Origin of the sequence: Butyrivibrio sp. YAB3001, assembly GCF_900112195.1 — a bacterium.
Taxonomy (GTDB): Bacteria; Bacillota; Clostridia; order Lachnospirales; family Lachnospiraceae; genus Butyrivibrio.
This window is the reverse complement of record NZ_FOKR01000005.1, coordinates 227,776-244,090: the sequence shown is the minus strand read 5'-3', so window position 1 is coordinate 244,090 and position 16,315 is coordinate 227,776. Positions and strand designations below refer to the sequence as shown.

Below are 16,315 nucleotides of genomic sequence, written 5' to 3'. Positions count from 1 at the left end.
TAAAGTGGAGCAGAGAAGTAGGAGCTTATAATTATAATATTGTGCCTCTACGCACGATAATTGATCAGTTTGAACATATAACAGATTTATGGGCATTAGAGAATCTGGTTGGTAATATTGTTTGTTTTTTGCCGTTTGGAATAGGATTACCTTTAGTGACTAATTGTAAAAAATTTGTATTTGTCATAGCAGCAGGGATGCTTTTTTCGGTAGTTATTGAACTTGCTCAATATTTTCTATGTACTGGAAGCGCAGATATAGATGATATAATACTGCATGTAGTAGGATGTATGATTGGACATATAATTACAAATATTTGTTATGCGAAAGACCCTTTTTAAACGTGAGATAAAGATCCATTAGAAGGAAATATAAGGATTGATAACGGAAGAATTATGGGGAAGAAAAGTGCAATAAATGATGGAATTGGCTTAAGGAGCGTTCAGAATCTTGTGAAGACACAAAATGGTGAAATGAATATTTCAGTTGATAATGAGCTTTTTATTGTTAAGGGGAATTTTACCGAGTACTTTAAATGCAATGATTGTGGAATGGTATTTCCATATACAAGAGAAAAATAATAATTTTAGATAGTATTTGCTAGACAAAAGAGAGTTTTATGACTTGAATAAATATTCGTTTTTTTGAGAAAAACAAGCAATTTATATGATAAATCAAAAAGGCCTTTCTTCGATTATATTTGAATAAACCAAATTTGTTATTGACATGGAATTGAAAGACAACTATACTCTGAAATAACATTTATCAGAAAGCAGAACAAATATGATACACAATGGACTCATCATTAATTCCATAGCCGCGAACGCGAGACCCGTGAATGCTCAGGGGTCTGTTTTTGTTGTTAATGATGAGGAAATATGGAGGATTGTGGTCTAATTCTATAACTCCATAATAGATATGTTTATTAAGCCTCATCAGACGCTATGTTTGATGAGGCTATTTTTTTACCCAGGAGGAGAAATGTATGAATACAACTAAGTCAAACAACAAAAATGAAGGGGGAATTTATGAGAGCAAAATAGGATTGAAGAAAAAGTATATCGATTTTTTTGTTTCAAAAGATCATAAACAAATTGATTCTGCATCAGTTGTTCCGGAAAATGATCCATCTTGCTTATTTAACACAGCTGGCATGCAGCCTTTAGTACCATTTTTGCTGGGAAATCCGCATCCACTTGGAAAAAGACTGGTTGATTATCAAAAGTGCTTTCGTTTAACCGATCTTGAAGAAGTTGGAGACAAAACGCATCATACCTTTTTTGAGATGCTAGGAAACTGGTCGCTAGGAGATTATTTCAAACATGAAGCTATTGAATGGAGTTTTGAATTTCTGACCAAAATCCTTGGTATTTCAACTGATTATCTTGCTGTTACTGTGTTTGAGGGTAATGATGTTGTTCCTAGAGATGAAGAGGCTGCTAATTGCTGGATTTCACTTGGGATATCTCCTAAGCACGTAGCATATCTGCCGGCGGAAAACAACTGGTGGCCATCACTTGATCAGCTGGGTCCATGCGGTTCTGATACAGAGATATTTTATTGGAGTGATACTACAGAACAGCCTCCTGAACATTTTGATACTTCAGATGACAGATGGGTAGAAATCTGGAATAACGTTTTCATGCAGTTTGAGCATCTTAAGACAGGGGAGTTTATTGAATTAAAACAAAAGAACGTAGATACAGGAATGGGCGTAGAACGTGCAACGGCTGCATTGTCAGGCGTTGATGATAATTATAGAACTGAAATCTGGTGGCCTATAATTACAAAAATATGCGAATTGTCCGGAAAAGAGTATGACCAGAGCAATGAACGCGCAATGAGAATAGTTGCTGATCACTGCAGATCAATTCTTATGATTGCATCTGATAAAGCTGGAATAGTGCCTTCTAATACGGATCAGGGCTATGTACTAAGAAGGCTGATTCGAAGAATGCTACGTTATGCTAAGATCTTAGGAATCGATATAAATAGTGATTTCGATATTGAGATAATTGAAACAATCTCAGTTATCATGGGAGAGTATTATCCGGAAGTAATAGAAAACTTGGAACAAGTAAAAAGTGTTTTGAGAAGTGAACGCCTCAAGTTCGCAAAAACTATAGAATCAGGAATGAAAATGCTAAATAAATATCTTGCAAGTCTTGGTGATAAAAAAGAGCTGTCTGCTGAAGATGCTTTTAAATTATTCGATACATTCGGGTTTCCAATAGAAATGACGGAAGAAATTGCGTCGGAACAGGGTGTAACAGTTGATACTAATGGATTTAAAGAGTTATTCGTAAGACACCAGGAAAAATCAAGGAAGGGTGCAGAAGGAAAATTCAAAGGAGGACTGGCTGACGACACTGAAGAGACCGCAAGACTACATAACGCTACTCATTTATTGCAAGCAGCTCTTCGTAAAGTACTCGGGGAAGAGGTACAGCAAAAAGGAAGCAATATAACCAGTGAGCGTCTTAGATTTGATTTTAGCTTCAATAGAAAAGTTTCTGATCAGGAGCTTAGTGAAGTAGAAAATATAGTAAATAAGGCTATTGATGAAAAAATTGACGTTATCAAAAAAGAAATGTCATATGAAGATGCAAAAGCTTCAGGTGCTCTTGGATTCTTTAGTCAAAAGTATAATGATTTTGTGTATGTTTATGAAATTGAAGGATATAGCAAAGAGATTTGTGGAGGACCTCACGCTAAGAATACTGCTGAATTAGGCCATTTCCATATTGTAAAGGAGCAAGCATGCGCAAGTGGAATAAGAAGAATTAAAGCTGTTATTCAGCATAATTAAAAGAATGAGGACGTTATAATGAAACTAGAGCAACATTCCCATTTTGCACGAATGATGAGCAGAAGAAGCTCTTTATTGATGGAATATATGTTCCTGTTAGATTCCTGCAACCTGTGGAAGAACTCATCAGCAGTTCAATCTATGAGGAGGAGTTCGGAATTGAAAATGATAAGGAAGAAGATGGAATCATGAATCTTCCTCATAAGGATGGCGACGAGGAAATAAGAGATGTACGCTAAGAATTAATATAAGGTATGATTTGGAGAAGGCAGCAACTTGATATATAAGTTCACTGCCTTTTTTGATACAATGGTTTTTAATAAGAATTTTGAAACATTTGATGTTTAGTATTTATGGAAAAAGAAAAAGTATTGGCTATATTAGCTGGATATGGAATAAATGATTACTCTGAGGCACAAGAGATATCTTATCATTTATTAAAAAATGTAGTCTTTACAAAAGGAATGAAAAACACATGAATAGTTCACTGGATTATATTGGTTGGATTAGAAGCAAGGTTGGTCATGAAAAGGTAATACTTGTATTTGCAGGCGGATGTATCTTTAATGATAAAGGCGAAGTACTTCTTCAAAGGCGGGGAGACAGTAATAAATGGGGATTCACAGGAGGTGCTATTGAGCTTGGAGAGACTCCTCAACAAGCAGCAATACGTGAGGCCAAAGAAGAAACCGGACTTGACGTTGAAGTAGGAGATATTATTGGAATCTATACTGATAGTGACATGAAATATCCAAATGGTGACAAAGCCCATAGTATATTCATAGTTTTTAAATTACAGGCTGTTGGCGGAGAACTGCGCTGTGATAATGAAGAAACATTGGAACTAAAGTACTTTTCCAAAGAAGATAAACCGGTTTTATTCTGTAAGCAGCATGAAGAACTGTGGCAGGATATTTGGAAATCATGATACGGATGGCGATCTTGTAATACACCATAAAAAGGGCAACCGTAAATACTATGATTTGGCACAGAGGCATATTTCAGAAGACATTCTTAAGGCAGATAATCCATGCAAAAGTGAAGATGACTATATCGCATGGCGAGTTCTTCGAAGAGTAGGTGCTATAGGCCTTTGGTGGGATAAAAGCAGTACAGCGCTTCTTGGAATCAATATATGAAATTACTTTAAGATAAGCCTTCCAGGTAGTGATCATATACCCGGAAGGCTTCTTTCATTATTTTTTTTGAATTCGTATCCATTCATTTGTTTTGTACCTGCTATCGAAGTATCCATCAAGATATATAAGAACTCCGAGGTACAGTACCTGTAGAATTCCTACGATCAGGATCAAATTGATACTTAAAAGTTTTTTGAGTACTGGACCGAATACGATGATTGCTGCCAAAGATACAAGCAACACTCGAAGTGATAGGTTACACCATCTCTTCCTATAATATAGCCACAGCTTATAAAGCCCGTAGCAGATTCCGGCAATAATGGTAATCAGCAAGGCAAATGATAGTATTCTCAAAAGCCATGCTGTTCCGGGAGTATAAGCATAGAGTTTTTCAGTGCCATCTACAAACTTGGAATAATAAGGTGTTGCCATCCATTTTGCATAGATGTTCAAACTATCCCAAGCCAATATAATGGGAGCTGATATGAACTCCCATACATCTTCTAAGAAGACGGGATATGCCATGAGGCAGCAAAACAGAGTTGCGATAAGTGAGTCCCAGGCTATCTGCTGGCTCTTCTTGGCTGCTTTGATTTTTGCATTGGCAACTTTGATCGTATCATTTTTTGCTTTTACTGCTTCAGAGACTTTGCAGTTTGCTTCTTCTTTGCAGTTTGCAATATCCTGTCTGGCCTTAGCCTCGGCAGCCTGTTTGGCTGCCTGGGCATTTTCTACGGCCGTAACATTGGACATGTTGACCAGTTTCTTAGTATCAGAGAGAAGGTCCTGAGTGGTGGTGAGCTTTTCTACGAGCTTCTGCTGCTCTTTCCTGCTCATGAGCCCTGCGCTGTTCCTCAAGTCGTCGTTCTCTTTCACGATCGACTGATTTACGTTCTGCACTGATGAGATCTCTGCTCTGAGTTCTGCTATTACTGATCTCAGCTCTGACATCTCTGACAAGTCTATCTGTGTCTGATTCCTCAGATCTTCTATCGTCTCGTCCTTCAGATGATTCTCCGCTGTCAGTTTCTGAATTGCTTCTGACTGAGCCTCCACCACCGATTCCAGCGATGGCTGATTCAACCTCTTCGTAGTATCGCTCGAAGTCTGCTGGGATGAGTTCTGCTGAAGATTCTCTTTCTTCGTCTGCTCTGTTATCACAGAGTCTGCTTTCATTCTGTCTTTCAAATTCATTTATAAGTGCCTCCTTATTTACCTGTAGACCAGCAAAGGTCTTTTCAATATTGGTATCACGGACTTTATCTCCATTTTCATTCTGAAATACAATGTGTTTTCTTTTGTCTGTCCAGTCCACGGTCCAGCCTTTTTCTTTCATTCCGGAAATAAACTCTTCGCGGCTTGCTGATATTGGGATGACATCCATAAGTGCAATAGCACAGTCTACCACAAAGCTCTTTTTGGAATCATTGATGAGTAGATTGTATTTATCTTTGCTCCATGCAATGATTTCACCCTGTTCTATCGGCGTCCCATCGAAGTGCTTACCCTTTTCGGCAATGGTAAGACCTCGCCCCAAACAGAGGTTGTTGGTAAATACTTTCTGCTGTTCGAGATCCTTTTTGCTCTGATGGAGCTTCAGGCCATCTATATATGACACGCTGTTAGTAACAATGTGACAGTGAAGGTGATCCTTATCCTGATGAACCGCTATTACGCTCTGGTGATCCGGGAAGAACTTTTCAGCAAACTCTTTTCCTATTTCAAGGACTTCTGCCGGAGTGACCTTCTCATCACCATGGAAGCTGATGATATTGTGAGCATACATTCTGCCATTATCCTTGTCCCAAAGCTTCTTTTCTTCAAGCCAGGTCTGATAGACTTCAAACGGAGTTATTTCTTCAGGAGCATAAGGACCTAAGATTTCTTTGTAATGCTCGCGCAGCTTTTCTTCCCTAAGGACATATTCGAGACAGTTCCGCATGGCACCGTGGCTCATGGTAGAGTGATTGACGACCTTATTGATAGCCATATATCCTCGCCCTCCTTTCTGAAGTCACCGATCTGATCTACAATGCCTTCAATTCTGTTTTCGGTTGGGAGCAGGCCCTGGCCATTTGCAACATGAGCCATCTGATTTAGGTTAGTTCCCATTCCGCGGAGCTGTTTTACAAAGTCTGCAAATATTTTATTGGTTTCCTTTAATGCTGCAATTTCATCAGAAGAGATAATGGTTCCACCATGAACAGCCCTGATGATGAAGTCCTGCTGCGATAGCCCGGACTCTTTTACTTTGTTAACAAGTTCCATATACTCAGATTCCTTCATTCTTACGGTTATTGCTCTATTTCTTTTTCGTTTTGCTTTAGACAAGATTCTTAAATTCCTTTCATATACGTTTTTTTGCATCCCGCCAAAGGAGAGCGAGTCCCTTTGGCGGGATGCAAGGGCAGAGCCCTTAGGCTGGCTGGCGAGGACTGAAAAAACATCCGGGGGATGATTTTGTGGTCGGATGATAGTCTGCCGGCTCCGGTGTGAAGAGGTCGGAAAACCTTGCTGGGGGTTCCAAGGGGGCAAAGCCCACTGGCAAGTTTAGCGAAAGAGAAAATGCCGATAGGCGTTTTCGATGAAGCGGTGCAATGTGGCTTGCCACTTTGCGAAACTTGCCTATTTTTTCTCCGTCGGCAGACAGGCTGCGGCGGGCGGCGGAGGAAAAATTGTGCTTTTGCGATTTGCCCGGGAGGAGATACACGATGCCGGTATGGAGAGCATGAATATCAGTTCCGGTAGGCAGTGATGTTCATGTTCTTCATACTGACAAACGAAGAAGGAGCAAACAGTCCAGTGGACTATTTGCCCCTTCGAAGTGGTCGGGTATCTGCGGTTCGGGAAGAAATGATATTGGTGCGAATAGCGCCTATATCATTTCTGGTAAATCGCCTCGCTCAAGCGAGAAGGTTTTTATAGATGGCATCACTTTAATGCCATTAACTCTTTTATAGTGACATCATATTGATGCCATATTAAAAATCATCGAGAAAGCTAAGGGCTTCTTTGCTGACAGTTCTGATTTCATCATCATCCGGTTCCGAAACGGCTTTTGCTTCTTTTTCAGCCGCTTCGCTATTACTTGCGGGAATGAAATTGACGCTTCCTGCATTTGCCAATAGTTTGTTAGCTACAAGATCTGCTATCTGGTTGGCAATTAGGTCCAAAGCACTGTTTCCAGGAGTGTCACAAGCATCTGCACCTTTACAGATGAGCTTTAAGGCAACTGCATTCTTGGAAGTGTTTTCTTTGGCAGATAGTATCTGTAATAAGTCCCAGGCTTTCCTGTCTTGAGGGTTATCCATTCTAAATCTTATGCTTAGTCTTTTTTCTTCCATGACATTACCTCACGGAAGAGAGCTTAAGCTCCCTTCCTCGCAAGATACTGTGAATTGTATAGTTCCTCATAGCCCTTGGCTGTTGCACAGATATCTTCAATTATCTCTACGCTGGAAGTATCGTAATCACCAAAATTTCTGATAAGACAGCCTCCACCTCCAATGATATGAAGCTTTACAAGTTCCGGATCATACTCGTACTCGCTGAGCTTATCGAATATCATTTCTGTATATTTGACTGCTTCTCTGCGCATGACATTCTGTATTCGATCTGAAACTTCTGCGGTGCCATTTATGAGGAAATCCTCAATAATGCTTTCGTCAGGGATTTTTCCGCATTCCGCCTGAACTTCATTCATGATATGTTTTACGCACTCATGAACGCCGATCTTATCTGTAAATTTCTTATCAGATAATGGGCGTCCGTTTGTGATCACCAGAGTATTCATGGTGCCATTACCGATATCAGCCAGCATGTGAACTCCTTTATAGTCTTCAAGAGAAGCTGCAATGGCTGCATATCCCTGAGGGTAGATTGCTACGTCACATATTCTGATGTGATAATATTTTCCGCAGTATCTGTAGTTTACTTCAGGTCTTCTCATCAGATAATCTTTGAATGAACTTTTCTGCTTGGACATCCAGTGAATAGGAAGTCCTACAGCAAGGATAAGATCAGATGATCGCAAGCCTCTGATCTCAAGCTCTTTGGCAATTGCAGCCAGTGTGAGGATATAGTAGTCATTGTCCTCATCCTTATTGGCAATGAATACTTTATGACTCTCGCCTATAACGTAGTACATGCCGTCAAGCTGCAAAACGCTGGTTGCTACAGCGGGTTCATCGCTATAGGATTTAACACCGCTTTTAAACACTGAATTTCTTGTTTTCATGTTTCCATAACCGTGATCAATTCCAATCACTAACTTTCCATCTACATATAAATCTTTCATACCTTTAATTCCTCCATGTTATTTGTTTGGTTTTTAGTTACATAAGAGCTGCCTTTCCAGCTCTTCAAAGTCATATTCGTTCTGTTTAAAACTGCAGAAGGCATTTTTTCGCGGCGGCGAATTCTGAAACGAAGCTGGCCTGTCAAGCCGTTCCCTGCACCAGGTCCTTACAGTTTCGTAGTTAAGGCATCCCTTATAGCCACGATCAGTGATGCGCTGTATCTGGTAGTCAACGTTTGCTTTGCCAAACTCAGATACCAGATCATCATATTCATCATCAGTGAGTGTGTCCGCCTTACACACTTTATGAATATTATCTTTATGGTTATTAGATTTATTATTAATATATTGTGTCGGAATCTCAGGAGCCGGATTTCCGGTATCCCGATTTACCGCATCCGGGTTTTCAGGATACGGTGTGATCTTCGATGGTGCCTTACTTTCCTTATCTTTATCGTCTTTCTTGGGTGGCTGGGTAGGAGCCATTACCGGAGATTCATGGACCTCAAGGCTGTTGGAATCAAACTGCCCGCTGCTGTCCCTGCTCTGTATTCTGGTAACATATCCTTTTGCAATAAGGCTGTTGAGCGTCTTTTGAATCTTATCTTTTCCATCAGGCAGGATCTGGGAAAGACCTTTGATGGTCAGATTCCAGTAGTCCGGAAGAGACAGGAGCGTTAAAAGAAGACCTCGCTCTGTCAGAGACAGTTCCCTGTCTCGCATGATGTTCTGAGAAACTACAGTGTAATTTCCCTGTGTTTTGTTTTTTAATATTGCCATGTGTTTCCTTTCAAAAAGAAGAGCACAAAAATGCTCTCCATAAACTTTGGGTGATAGTTTATAGAGAGCTGTTTATTCTACTTTTTATTCTACTCAAACGTCTTTATTCACATGATTATTCCGTGTTATCCTGTGTTATAATGTCTTGAGAACTCATAGAAAAGGCTTAAGATAAACTGAATTAACAACAGATGGGATAAAAAGACAAATCCAAAGCAATATTCGGGACGCAGAGGTCGCAAGTTCGAATCTTGTCGCCTCGACTTAGATTTTATCAGGGTTTGCAGATTTGCAAACCCTCATTTTTTACCCTGAAATCTAACTTCAATCTAACTCACTCCGTTTATTCACAGTTTTAATTGGAAGCTGCTTCTTCTGAAGAAGAGCGTGCCTCAATTCTTCATTCATATAAAATGTGGAAATGGAATTTTCCAAAAGCATTAACGGATAGAACTGAGAAAAACTTGAAAGAACTAAAAAAAGCAAAGCTTGAGGAGCAGATGAAACAGCTTCAAAAAGAGTTATCCAACTTGAACGATGAGGATGGTGAATAGTCAATTGGTAAACAAAATCGTAAAATGCTAGAATAGTAGTAGATAAGGATTATTCAAGGAAAGAAGAGATTTCTAATGAAAGTATTCAATACAACAGCTGTATGCATACCATCAAAACATTATATGGTAGATCTTTCTGAAAGAGTGTCAGAAATAAGGAAGCTTGTGGATGCTGGTAAATACTTTACTATCAATAGAGCGAGACAGTATGGAAAGACTACAACACTGAGTGCTTTGAAAAAAGCATTGGTCAAGGATTATTTGGTTTTGGCATTGGATTTTCAGGGAATAGGTGCTGGGGTTTTTGAAAATGAAGGAACGTTTTCGCAGGCTTTCGCCAGACTTCTCATAGATCTTCACGAATTTGAGAATGTTCCCATCCCTGAGAAGGTACTAGATGCATTGGAAAAGCTTAATGATTCTGATGCAGACAAAGTAAAGATGGACGATCTTTTTAGAATCCTGAAAAGGTGGATAAAAGCTTCAGACACGCCGATTGTACTTATTATAGATGAAGTAGACAGTGCGACAAATAATCAGGTTTTCCTCGATTTTCTTGCTCAACTCAGAGATGGTTATATCAGCCGTGACACAGATGGCGTTCCGGCTATGCAGTCAGTGATTCTTGCAGGGGTAACTGATGTTAAGCATCTTAAATCAAAAATCAGATCTGAGGATGACCATAAGGTTAATAGTCCATGGAACATTGCAGCGGATTTTGAAATAGACATGAGCCTTTCTGAGAGTGGTATAAAAGGAATGCTTGATGAGTATGAGACTGACCATAATACAGGAATGGATACTGTTGCTATTGCAAAACTAATTAGAGATTACACTAATGGGTATCCTTTCTTGGTTAGTCGTATCTGCGAGCGGCTAGATGTTGACATAAGTAAGAAAATGGGGGTTGCTAATGCTTGGACATCAAGAGGCATTGATGAGGCAATTAAGCTTATACTTTCGGAAAATAACACATTGTTCCAGTCATTGACTAAAAATCTTGATTGCTATCCGGAGTTAAAGAAGTCTATTCGTAGTATTCTGATGGAAGGAACAAAACTTACTTGGAATGCACAGCAGGATTCTATCATCCAGCTGCAGATGTATGGCCTTATCAGGAACGACCATAATACTGTCAGAGTAGCGAACAGGATATTTGAAACTATGCTCTATAACCTATTTCTCTCTGATGAAGAATTGAAGAGTAATATATTCTCAAGAGAAGGTCAGCTTGCTAAGAACCGTTTTGTTGAGGATGGAAAGCTGAACATGCGTCTTATTCTTGAAGGCTTCATTAAAACTTATACCGAAGTTTGTGGCCCCTTACAAGAAAGATTTAAAGAAAAGGACGGAAGAGAGCAGTTTCTGCTGTATGTAAAGCCAATAATAAATGGAACCGGTAATTACTACATTGAAGCGCAGACCCGTGATCAGACTAGAACAGATGTGATCATAGATTATCTTGGTCAGCAGTATATTATTGAGCTTAAGATCTGGCGTGGAGAAAGATACAATGCTGAAGGAGAAAAGCAAATAATAGATTATTTGAATCATTGGCATCTTGATACTGGCTATATGCTCAGCTTTAACTTCAACAAAAAGAAGGCGCAAGGTGTGGAGAGAGTTCAGGTAGGCGATAAGGTGCTGTTTGAAGGAACTGTGTGAAGATCAGTAAAAACTGTAACATGTACTCTAATGAAAGAGATAATTTTATAGATAAAAAAGAGTTTGAAGGTCCTATTTACGAGCAGTTATCTGACGCATTTCAGTTTATTCTGAAGCATATTAACATCGGTGCTGAAGTTAATGGCCTTTGCAGTAAAAACGTATATGAGCTTCCAATAAAGTCAATAAGAGAGTTAGTAGCTAATGCTGTTATTCATCGAAGTTATTTAGCAGAATCCAAGATACAGGTTTCTATTTTTGACGATAGAATTGAGGTTGTATCACCTGGAATGCTTTATGGCGGAATGGATATTGCGACCATGAAAACCGGAAGATCCAAATGCAGAAATCAGGCAATCGCCGATATTTTTCAATACATGCATATAGTTGAAGCATGGGGAACCGGTATTCCAAGACTTATCACATCGTGCAAGCAGTATGGCCTGCAAGAGCCTGTTTTTGAAGAATTCGGTGATGGAATTAAGGCTACTGTTTATAGATTGCAAGCGAACAGTCGAACAAGCGAACAGTCGAACAAGCGAACAGTCGAACAAGCGAACAGTCGAACAAGCGAACAAGCAGATTCGCAATCAAACAAGTGAAACCCAAGATAAGATAAAGGAATACTTGGAGACAGTAAATGATGCTTCATCAGCTGAAATTGCTGAAGTTATTGGACTTAGCTAATCAAGGACCAGAGCTATTTTATCAGAGCTGGTTGATGAAGTAGAAACAATAGGATCAACCAGCAACAGAAGATATAGGAAAAAGAAATAATATGAAAGCAAAAAATAGATAATTATAAGTTCTCCAGTCTTGCGAATAATAACTTGCATGTTTTGGGGAGTGATGGTAACATTAAAGTTGCTTTGAACAAATAATTGAGGTAAATAAAGGATGAGCATTAAGGTTTTCTGATATAAAAGTTGAACAAAGATAGTTACTACCTGCATGACAGGTCTTATTTTTGTACGCTTAGATCAGATTAGCTGTGCCATCTTGCCTTTCTATAATAGGTTAACAATGGTATAGGACTGCTTTGCGTACAGAAAAGTATGCAGAGCAGTTTTTTGTTATGCTTTATCAGATTATAGATTGGAGAAAACCTTTGAATAAATACTTTTTTAATAACAAGAAAAAACTCATTATTTATATGCTTCTTTCACCCGCAATGGCAATCACATCAGTTCTTTTTTCATTATCACTTGAACCGCTTATAACAGTTTCCACAAAGGGAAATTTCACATTGATGATAAAAATGATAGCTGCTTTCATAGTTATAGTTATTGCAGATATGTCAGTGTCCTATTTTCATAAAATATCTCGCGAGAATCTGAGGAAAGAGTTCCTTATAGCTTTTAAGAATAATCTTTTCGAAGGAATAATGAATAAAAGTTTTCAAGAGTTTAGGAAAGAACCACCATCATATTATGTTTCCATGATGCAGAGAGATGTCAAAAAGATCAGTACTGACTACTTTGACAGCGTATGCGGCATTTATAGGGTTACAACAAGTTTCATTGTAACTGTAATAGCACTTATCAGAGTCAATCCTGTAATCTGCCTCATAAATGTGCTTATTGCAATGTTTTCTGTTTTTATACCAAAGATATTTCAGGAGAGGTTAAAGAAGAACTCTACTCAGGCTTCTACTGCATCGGCAGAGTATCAAAGTGTAATCTCTGATGCGCTCATAGGCTTCAATACTATAAAGCTTTATTCTGTCTTTTCCAAAATAAAGAAGCAAACAGAGGAAAGAAATGAAGCGAGCGAAGAGGCCGAGTGCAACCTTGTTAAGACAAACTACCGTATTGCATATATATCTATTATATGTTCGCAAGTAGGTTATGTTATGACAATTATTACAAGTGCTGTATTTGTCTACCTTGGTAAGATAAACATTGGTACGATACTTGCTCTTTCGCAGCTTATTGGAGGAATACTGGCGCCATTCCAGGAAGTTCCCATGTTTATAACAAGCCTAAAGTCAGTATCAGTTGTTGTTGATAAACTAAAGAAATACTCGGAGGTTGATTCCGATAACGTAGCAGAAACTCAGCCACTTGATGAAGACTATACGTTAAAAGCTGAAAATGTCCAAGTTTGTTTCGAAGATAAAGAGGTTCTAAAGGACGTTGAAGTAGAGTTTAAACAGGGAAAGAAGTACATAATCATGGGCGATAGCGGATGCGGTAAGTCCACGTTGGTAAAACTGTTCCTAAAAATGTCTGAGAATACAAAGGGAAGAGTGCTTCTTGGAAACAAGGATATCAGTGATATTCCTGATAAACAGCTCTACAGTGTTGTGAATTACATGCAGCAGGAAGTCTTTCTTTTTGATGATACAATCCGGAACAATATAACTCTTTTCAAGAACTATTCTGATGAAGAATTGCAGAATGCTATTGATAGTGCCGGACTTACGGAATACATAGACGGTCTTGAAGAAGGATTAGATACAAGGATTAATGGTAACGGATACAATCTTTCCGGTGGAGAGAAGCAGCGAATTGGTATTGCCAGAGCACTCCTTGCAGGAGCAAAAGTCTTTATCCTGGATGAGATTACATCAAATCTTGATGTATCAAAGGAACGCTATATTGAAGACCTTATCATGAATATAGAAGGCGTAACTGTAATCATGATAACACACCGTATCAATGATGCGACGCTTAATCAGGCGGATGAAGTTCTCGTCATGAAATCCGGAAGGATACAGGAACATGGAACATATAGTGACCTTATAAGAGCAAAGGGGCTTTTATACGGATTTAAAATGATAGCTGCGTAATAAACAAAAACTGAGGAGATACATGAAAGAAGTTTTAAAGAATAAAATATATGTGTCTGTAATGATTGCAGGGAATCTTTGACTACATCTAAATATATTTCATTTTAAATCAAACAAAAAAGAAGGAGAAAATGCAGGAAATACTAGCATTATCTCTTTCTTTTTTGTTATAATCTCTTCATTGATTTAAAGCGATAAAAGAAAGGGATTTTTTATGGGTGAAACAGTGAGAATTCAAGACGACCTCTATCATGCGATTAATGGAGAATGGCTTAAAACGGCTATTATTCCTGATGATAAGCCTATGACAGGTGGATTTAACACGTTGGCAGAGGATGTTGAAAAAACAATGATGGCTGATTTTAAGGCTTTTGCAGAAGGAGATAAGACTTCTGACATTCCTGAAATGGCCTATGCAATATCTCTTTACAAGAAAGTACTTGATACAGAAAGAAGAAATAAAGAAGGATTAGAGCCAGTCCTTTCTCTTTTAAATAGGATCAAGGCACTTGAAACAGTGGAAGACCTTAATAATGTAGCTACGGAGTTTCTTCTTAAAGGACTCGAGCTTCCAATAGATATGGCTGCAGATGTAGACATGGCTGACACTACAAAGCACTGCTTTATAGTGCAAGGACCAGCTATAATTCTCCCGGATACTCCGTATTATGCAGATGATAATGAATCTGGCAAACAACTTTTGGCTGTTTATGCTGATATGGCTGCGAAAGCTCTTGAATTTGCTCCTCTTTCTGAGGGAGAAAAGAAGCTCTTTATAGAGGATGCACTTGCCTTTGATGCTCTTGTTGCCAAGAAAGTAAAAAGCCAACTGGAATGGTCTGAATACTATAAGAATCAGAACCCTATGGACGTAGATGAAGTTGCTGAATATGTAGCGCCTTTTGATATCAAGAAAGTACTTAAAGATCTTTATGGGGACAAGATTCCTGACACGCTGATAGTTTATGATCCTAAAGCCATTAAGGAGATGAATGGCTATTTCTCAGAGGAGAATTTTAAACTTTACACACACTGGTTATATGTGAAAACTCTTTTGACTGCTACTCCATGCCTTTCTCTGGAACTTAAATCCATTGGAACAAGCTATAGAAGAGCACTTATGGGAATAGCGGCTGATCCAGTGATCGAAAAAGAAGCATATCAGCTGGCATCTGAGTTTTACAAAGAGCCGGTTGGTGTGTATTACGGTAGAACCTATTTTGGAGAAGAGGCTAAAAAGGATATTGCCTCAATCGCTCAAAAAGTAATTGACACCTATAAGCTTAGAATGAGGAAAAACACATTTCTTGCAGATTCTACCAAGGAAGAGGCAATCAAAAAGCTATCTACAATTGTTGTAAAAATGGGTTATCCTGATGCCATAAGGGAAATCTGGACAAAGCTAAGGTTTGAAGAGAGTGATTCTTTATATGAGTCAGTAAGCAAGATTAACACGATTCGCAGAAAAGACCAGTTTGATAAGCTCTATAAGGAAGTAGACCGCTCAGAATGGGTAATGCCAGGCCACCTCGTAAACGCCTGCTATAATCCTAGCTGTAACGATATAACATTTCCTGCAGCAATCCTGCAGAAGCCTTTCTATAGCCTATCACAGAGTGTAAGTGAGAATCTTGGTGGTATTGGTGCAGTAATCGGTCACGAAATATCTCATGCTTTCGACACCAACGGAGCTAAGTTTGATGAAAAAGGAAATTTGAAGGACTGGTGGCTTGAAGAAGATTTCAAAGCATTTGAAAAACTTGCAGATGACATGAAAGAGCAGTTTGATGGAATCCCTTATCATGGTGGCAAAGTAAATGGTGAACTTACCGTATCTGAAAATATAGCTGATAATGGAGGAATGGGTGTAACATTAGAAATTATGCATACTATTCCTGATGCTGATTTTAAAGCCTATTTTGAAAACTGGGGTAGAATATGGTGTATGAAAGCCAAGGAGGAAATGATTCAGCTTCTTCTTGCCAGAGATGTTCATGCTCCTGCACCAATCCGTGCCAATATTCCTCCAAGGAATTTTAGTGAGTGGTATGAAGCTTTTGGAGTAACAGATAAGGATCAGATGTATATTGCTCCTAATAAAAGAATTAGTATTTGGTGATTTATTACTCAAATTGGCATGGAGCGTTATACCGGAATTATCAAAACATGCATTAGGAACAATAGAACTTTGATACTGTTTACAAATGAATTTGATATTTAATCATGATAAAAAGGCGGAGAGAGCAATTTAGCTTTCTCCGACAATAATGGTAAACGTTC

General features: G+C 38.7%; 17 protein-coding genes. 11 read left to right on the top strand and 6 right to left on the bottom strand.

Going from position 1 to position 16,315, the window contains the following annotated elements; all coding sequences use genetic code 11:
* The 7 genes from BM086_RS08000 to BM086_RS07980 all read left to right on the top strand — a co-directional run.
* Positions 1–341: VanZ family protein (locus BM086_RS08000; RefSeq protein WP_141107717.1), on the top strand; the 341-nt coding region annotated here is incomplete at its 5' end.
* Positions 342–395: 54 nt separating this feature from the next.
* A complete protein-coding gene (locus BM086_RS07995; protein WP_092325479.1) occupies positions 396–581 on the top strand; it encodes a GHKL domain-containing protein in 186 nt (61 codons plus the stop codon).
* Positions 582–985: 404 nt separating this feature from the next.
* Positions 986–2,809 (top strand): alanine--tRNA ligase, encoded by a 1,824-nt coding sequence (locus BM086_RS07990; protein WP_092325478.1) that lies wholly within the window; start codon positions 986–988, stop codon positions 2,807–2,809.
* 113 nt (positions 2,810–2,922) lie between these two features.
* Positions 2,923–3,048 (top strand): hypothetical protein, encoded by a 126-nt coding sequence (locus tag BM086_RS21585; RefSeq protein WP_255367788.1) that lies wholly within the window; start codon positions 2,923–2,925, stop codon positions 3,046–3,048.
* Between the two features lie 114 nt (positions 3,049–3,162).
* Positions 3,163–3,288: a hypothetical protein gene (locus BM086_RS21580; protein ID WP_255367787.1), complete on the top strand. Its 126-nt coding sequence runs from the start codon at positions 3,163–3,165 to the stop codon at positions 3,286–3,288.
* The gene (locus BM086_RS07985) at positions 3,285–3,737 is read left to right on the top strand and encodes an NUDIX hydrolase (protein ID WP_092325477.1); all 453 of its coding nucleotides are present in this window, start codon (positions 3,285–3,287) and stop codon (positions 3,735–3,737) included. The genes BM086_RS21580 and BM086_RS07985 overlap by 4 nt, the downstream gene beginning before the upstream one ends.
* A complete protein-coding gene (locus tag BM086_RS07980; protein ID WP_092325476.1) occupies positions 3,703–3,948 on the top strand; it encodes a hypothetical protein in 246 nt (81 codons plus the stop codon). Before BM086_RS07985 ends, BM086_RS07980 begins: the two co-directional genes overlap by 35 nt.
* Before the next feature lie 57 nt (positions 3,949–4,005).
* Here BM086_RS07980 and BM086_RS07975 read toward each other — a convergent pair whose 3' ends face one another.
* The 6 genes from BM086_RS07975 to BM086_RS07950 all read right to left on the bottom strand — a co-directional run bounded on the left by BM086_RS07975 (position 4,006) and on the right by BM086_RS07950 (position 9,025).
* The gene (locus BM086_RS07975) at positions 4,006–4,785 is read right to left on the bottom strand and encodes a DUF6040 family protein (RefSeq protein WP_141107716.1); all 780 of its coding nucleotides are present in this window, start codon (positions 4,783–4,785) and stop codon (positions 4,006–4,008) included.
* Positions 4,721–5,938, bottom strand: coding sequence for a relaxase/mobilization nuclease domain-containing protein (locus BM086_RS07970; RefSeq protein WP_242952151.1), 1,218 nt, complete (start codon positions 5,936–5,938; stop codon positions 4,721–4,723). The genes BM086_RS07975 and BM086_RS07970 overlap by 65 nt, the downstream gene beginning before the upstream one ends.
* The gene (locus tag BM086_RS07965) at positions 5,902–6,315 is read right to left on the bottom strand and encodes a plasmid mobilization protein (protein ID WP_092325474.1); all 414 of its coding nucleotides are present in this window, start codon (positions 6,313–6,315) and stop codon (positions 5,902–5,904) included. The genes BM086_RS07970 and BM086_RS07965 overlap by 37 nt, the downstream gene beginning before the upstream one ends.
* A 614-nt stretch (positions 6,316–6,929) precedes the next feature.
* Positions 6,930–7,292, bottom strand: a complete 363-nt coding sequence (locus tag BM086_RS07960) for a hypothetical protein (protein WP_092325473.1) — start codon at positions 7,290–7,292, stop codon at positions 6,930–6,932.
* 23 nt (positions 7,293–7,315) lie between these two features.
* Positions 7,316–8,245 (bottom strand): ParM/StbA family protein, encoded by a 930-nt coding sequence (locus BM086_RS07955; RefSeq protein WP_092325472.1) that lies wholly within the window; start codon positions 8,243–8,245, stop codon positions 7,316–7,318.
* A gap of 33 nt (positions 8,246–8,278) precedes the next feature.
* Complete coding sequence (locus BM086_RS07950; RefSeq protein WP_092325471.1) at positions 8,279–9,025, bottom strand: helix-turn-helix domain-containing protein; 747 nt, start codon at positions 9,023–9,025, stop codon at positions 8,279–8,281.
* Positions 9,026–9,654: 629 nt separating this feature from the next.
* Here BM086_RS07950 and BM086_RS07945 point away from each other — a divergent pair.
* The 4 genes from BM086_RS07945 (at position 9,655) to BM086_RS07930 (ending at position 16,154) form a co-directional block, all read left to right on the top strand.
* Positions 9,655–11,244: an AAA-like domain-containing protein gene (locus BM086_RS07945; protein WP_092325470.1), complete on the top strand. Its 1,590-nt coding sequence runs from the start codon at positions 9,655–9,657 to the stop codon at positions 11,242–11,244.
* Entirely contained in the window at positions 11,241–11,846 is a 606-nt protein-coding gene (locus tag BM086_RS07940; RefSeq protein WP_242952150.1) for an ATP-binding protein, read from the top strand. The genes BM086_RS07945 and BM086_RS07940 overlap by 4 nt, the downstream gene beginning before the upstream one ends.
* Positions 11,847–12,352: 506 nt before the next feature.
* On the top strand, positions 12,353–14,035 hold the full coding sequence (locus tag BM086_RS07935) for an ABC transporter ATP-binding protein (protein WP_175560164.1): 1,683 nt from the start codon (positions 12,353–12,355) through the stop codon (positions 14,033–14,035).
* A 214-nt stretch (positions 14,036–14,249) separates the two neighbouring features.
* On the top strand, positions 14,250–16,154 hold the full coding sequence (locus BM086_RS07930) for a M13-type metalloendopeptidase (protein WP_092325468.1): 1,905 nt from the start codon (positions 14,250–14,252) through the stop codon (positions 16,152–16,154).
* Positions 16,155–16,315: the final 161 nt, after the last annotated feature.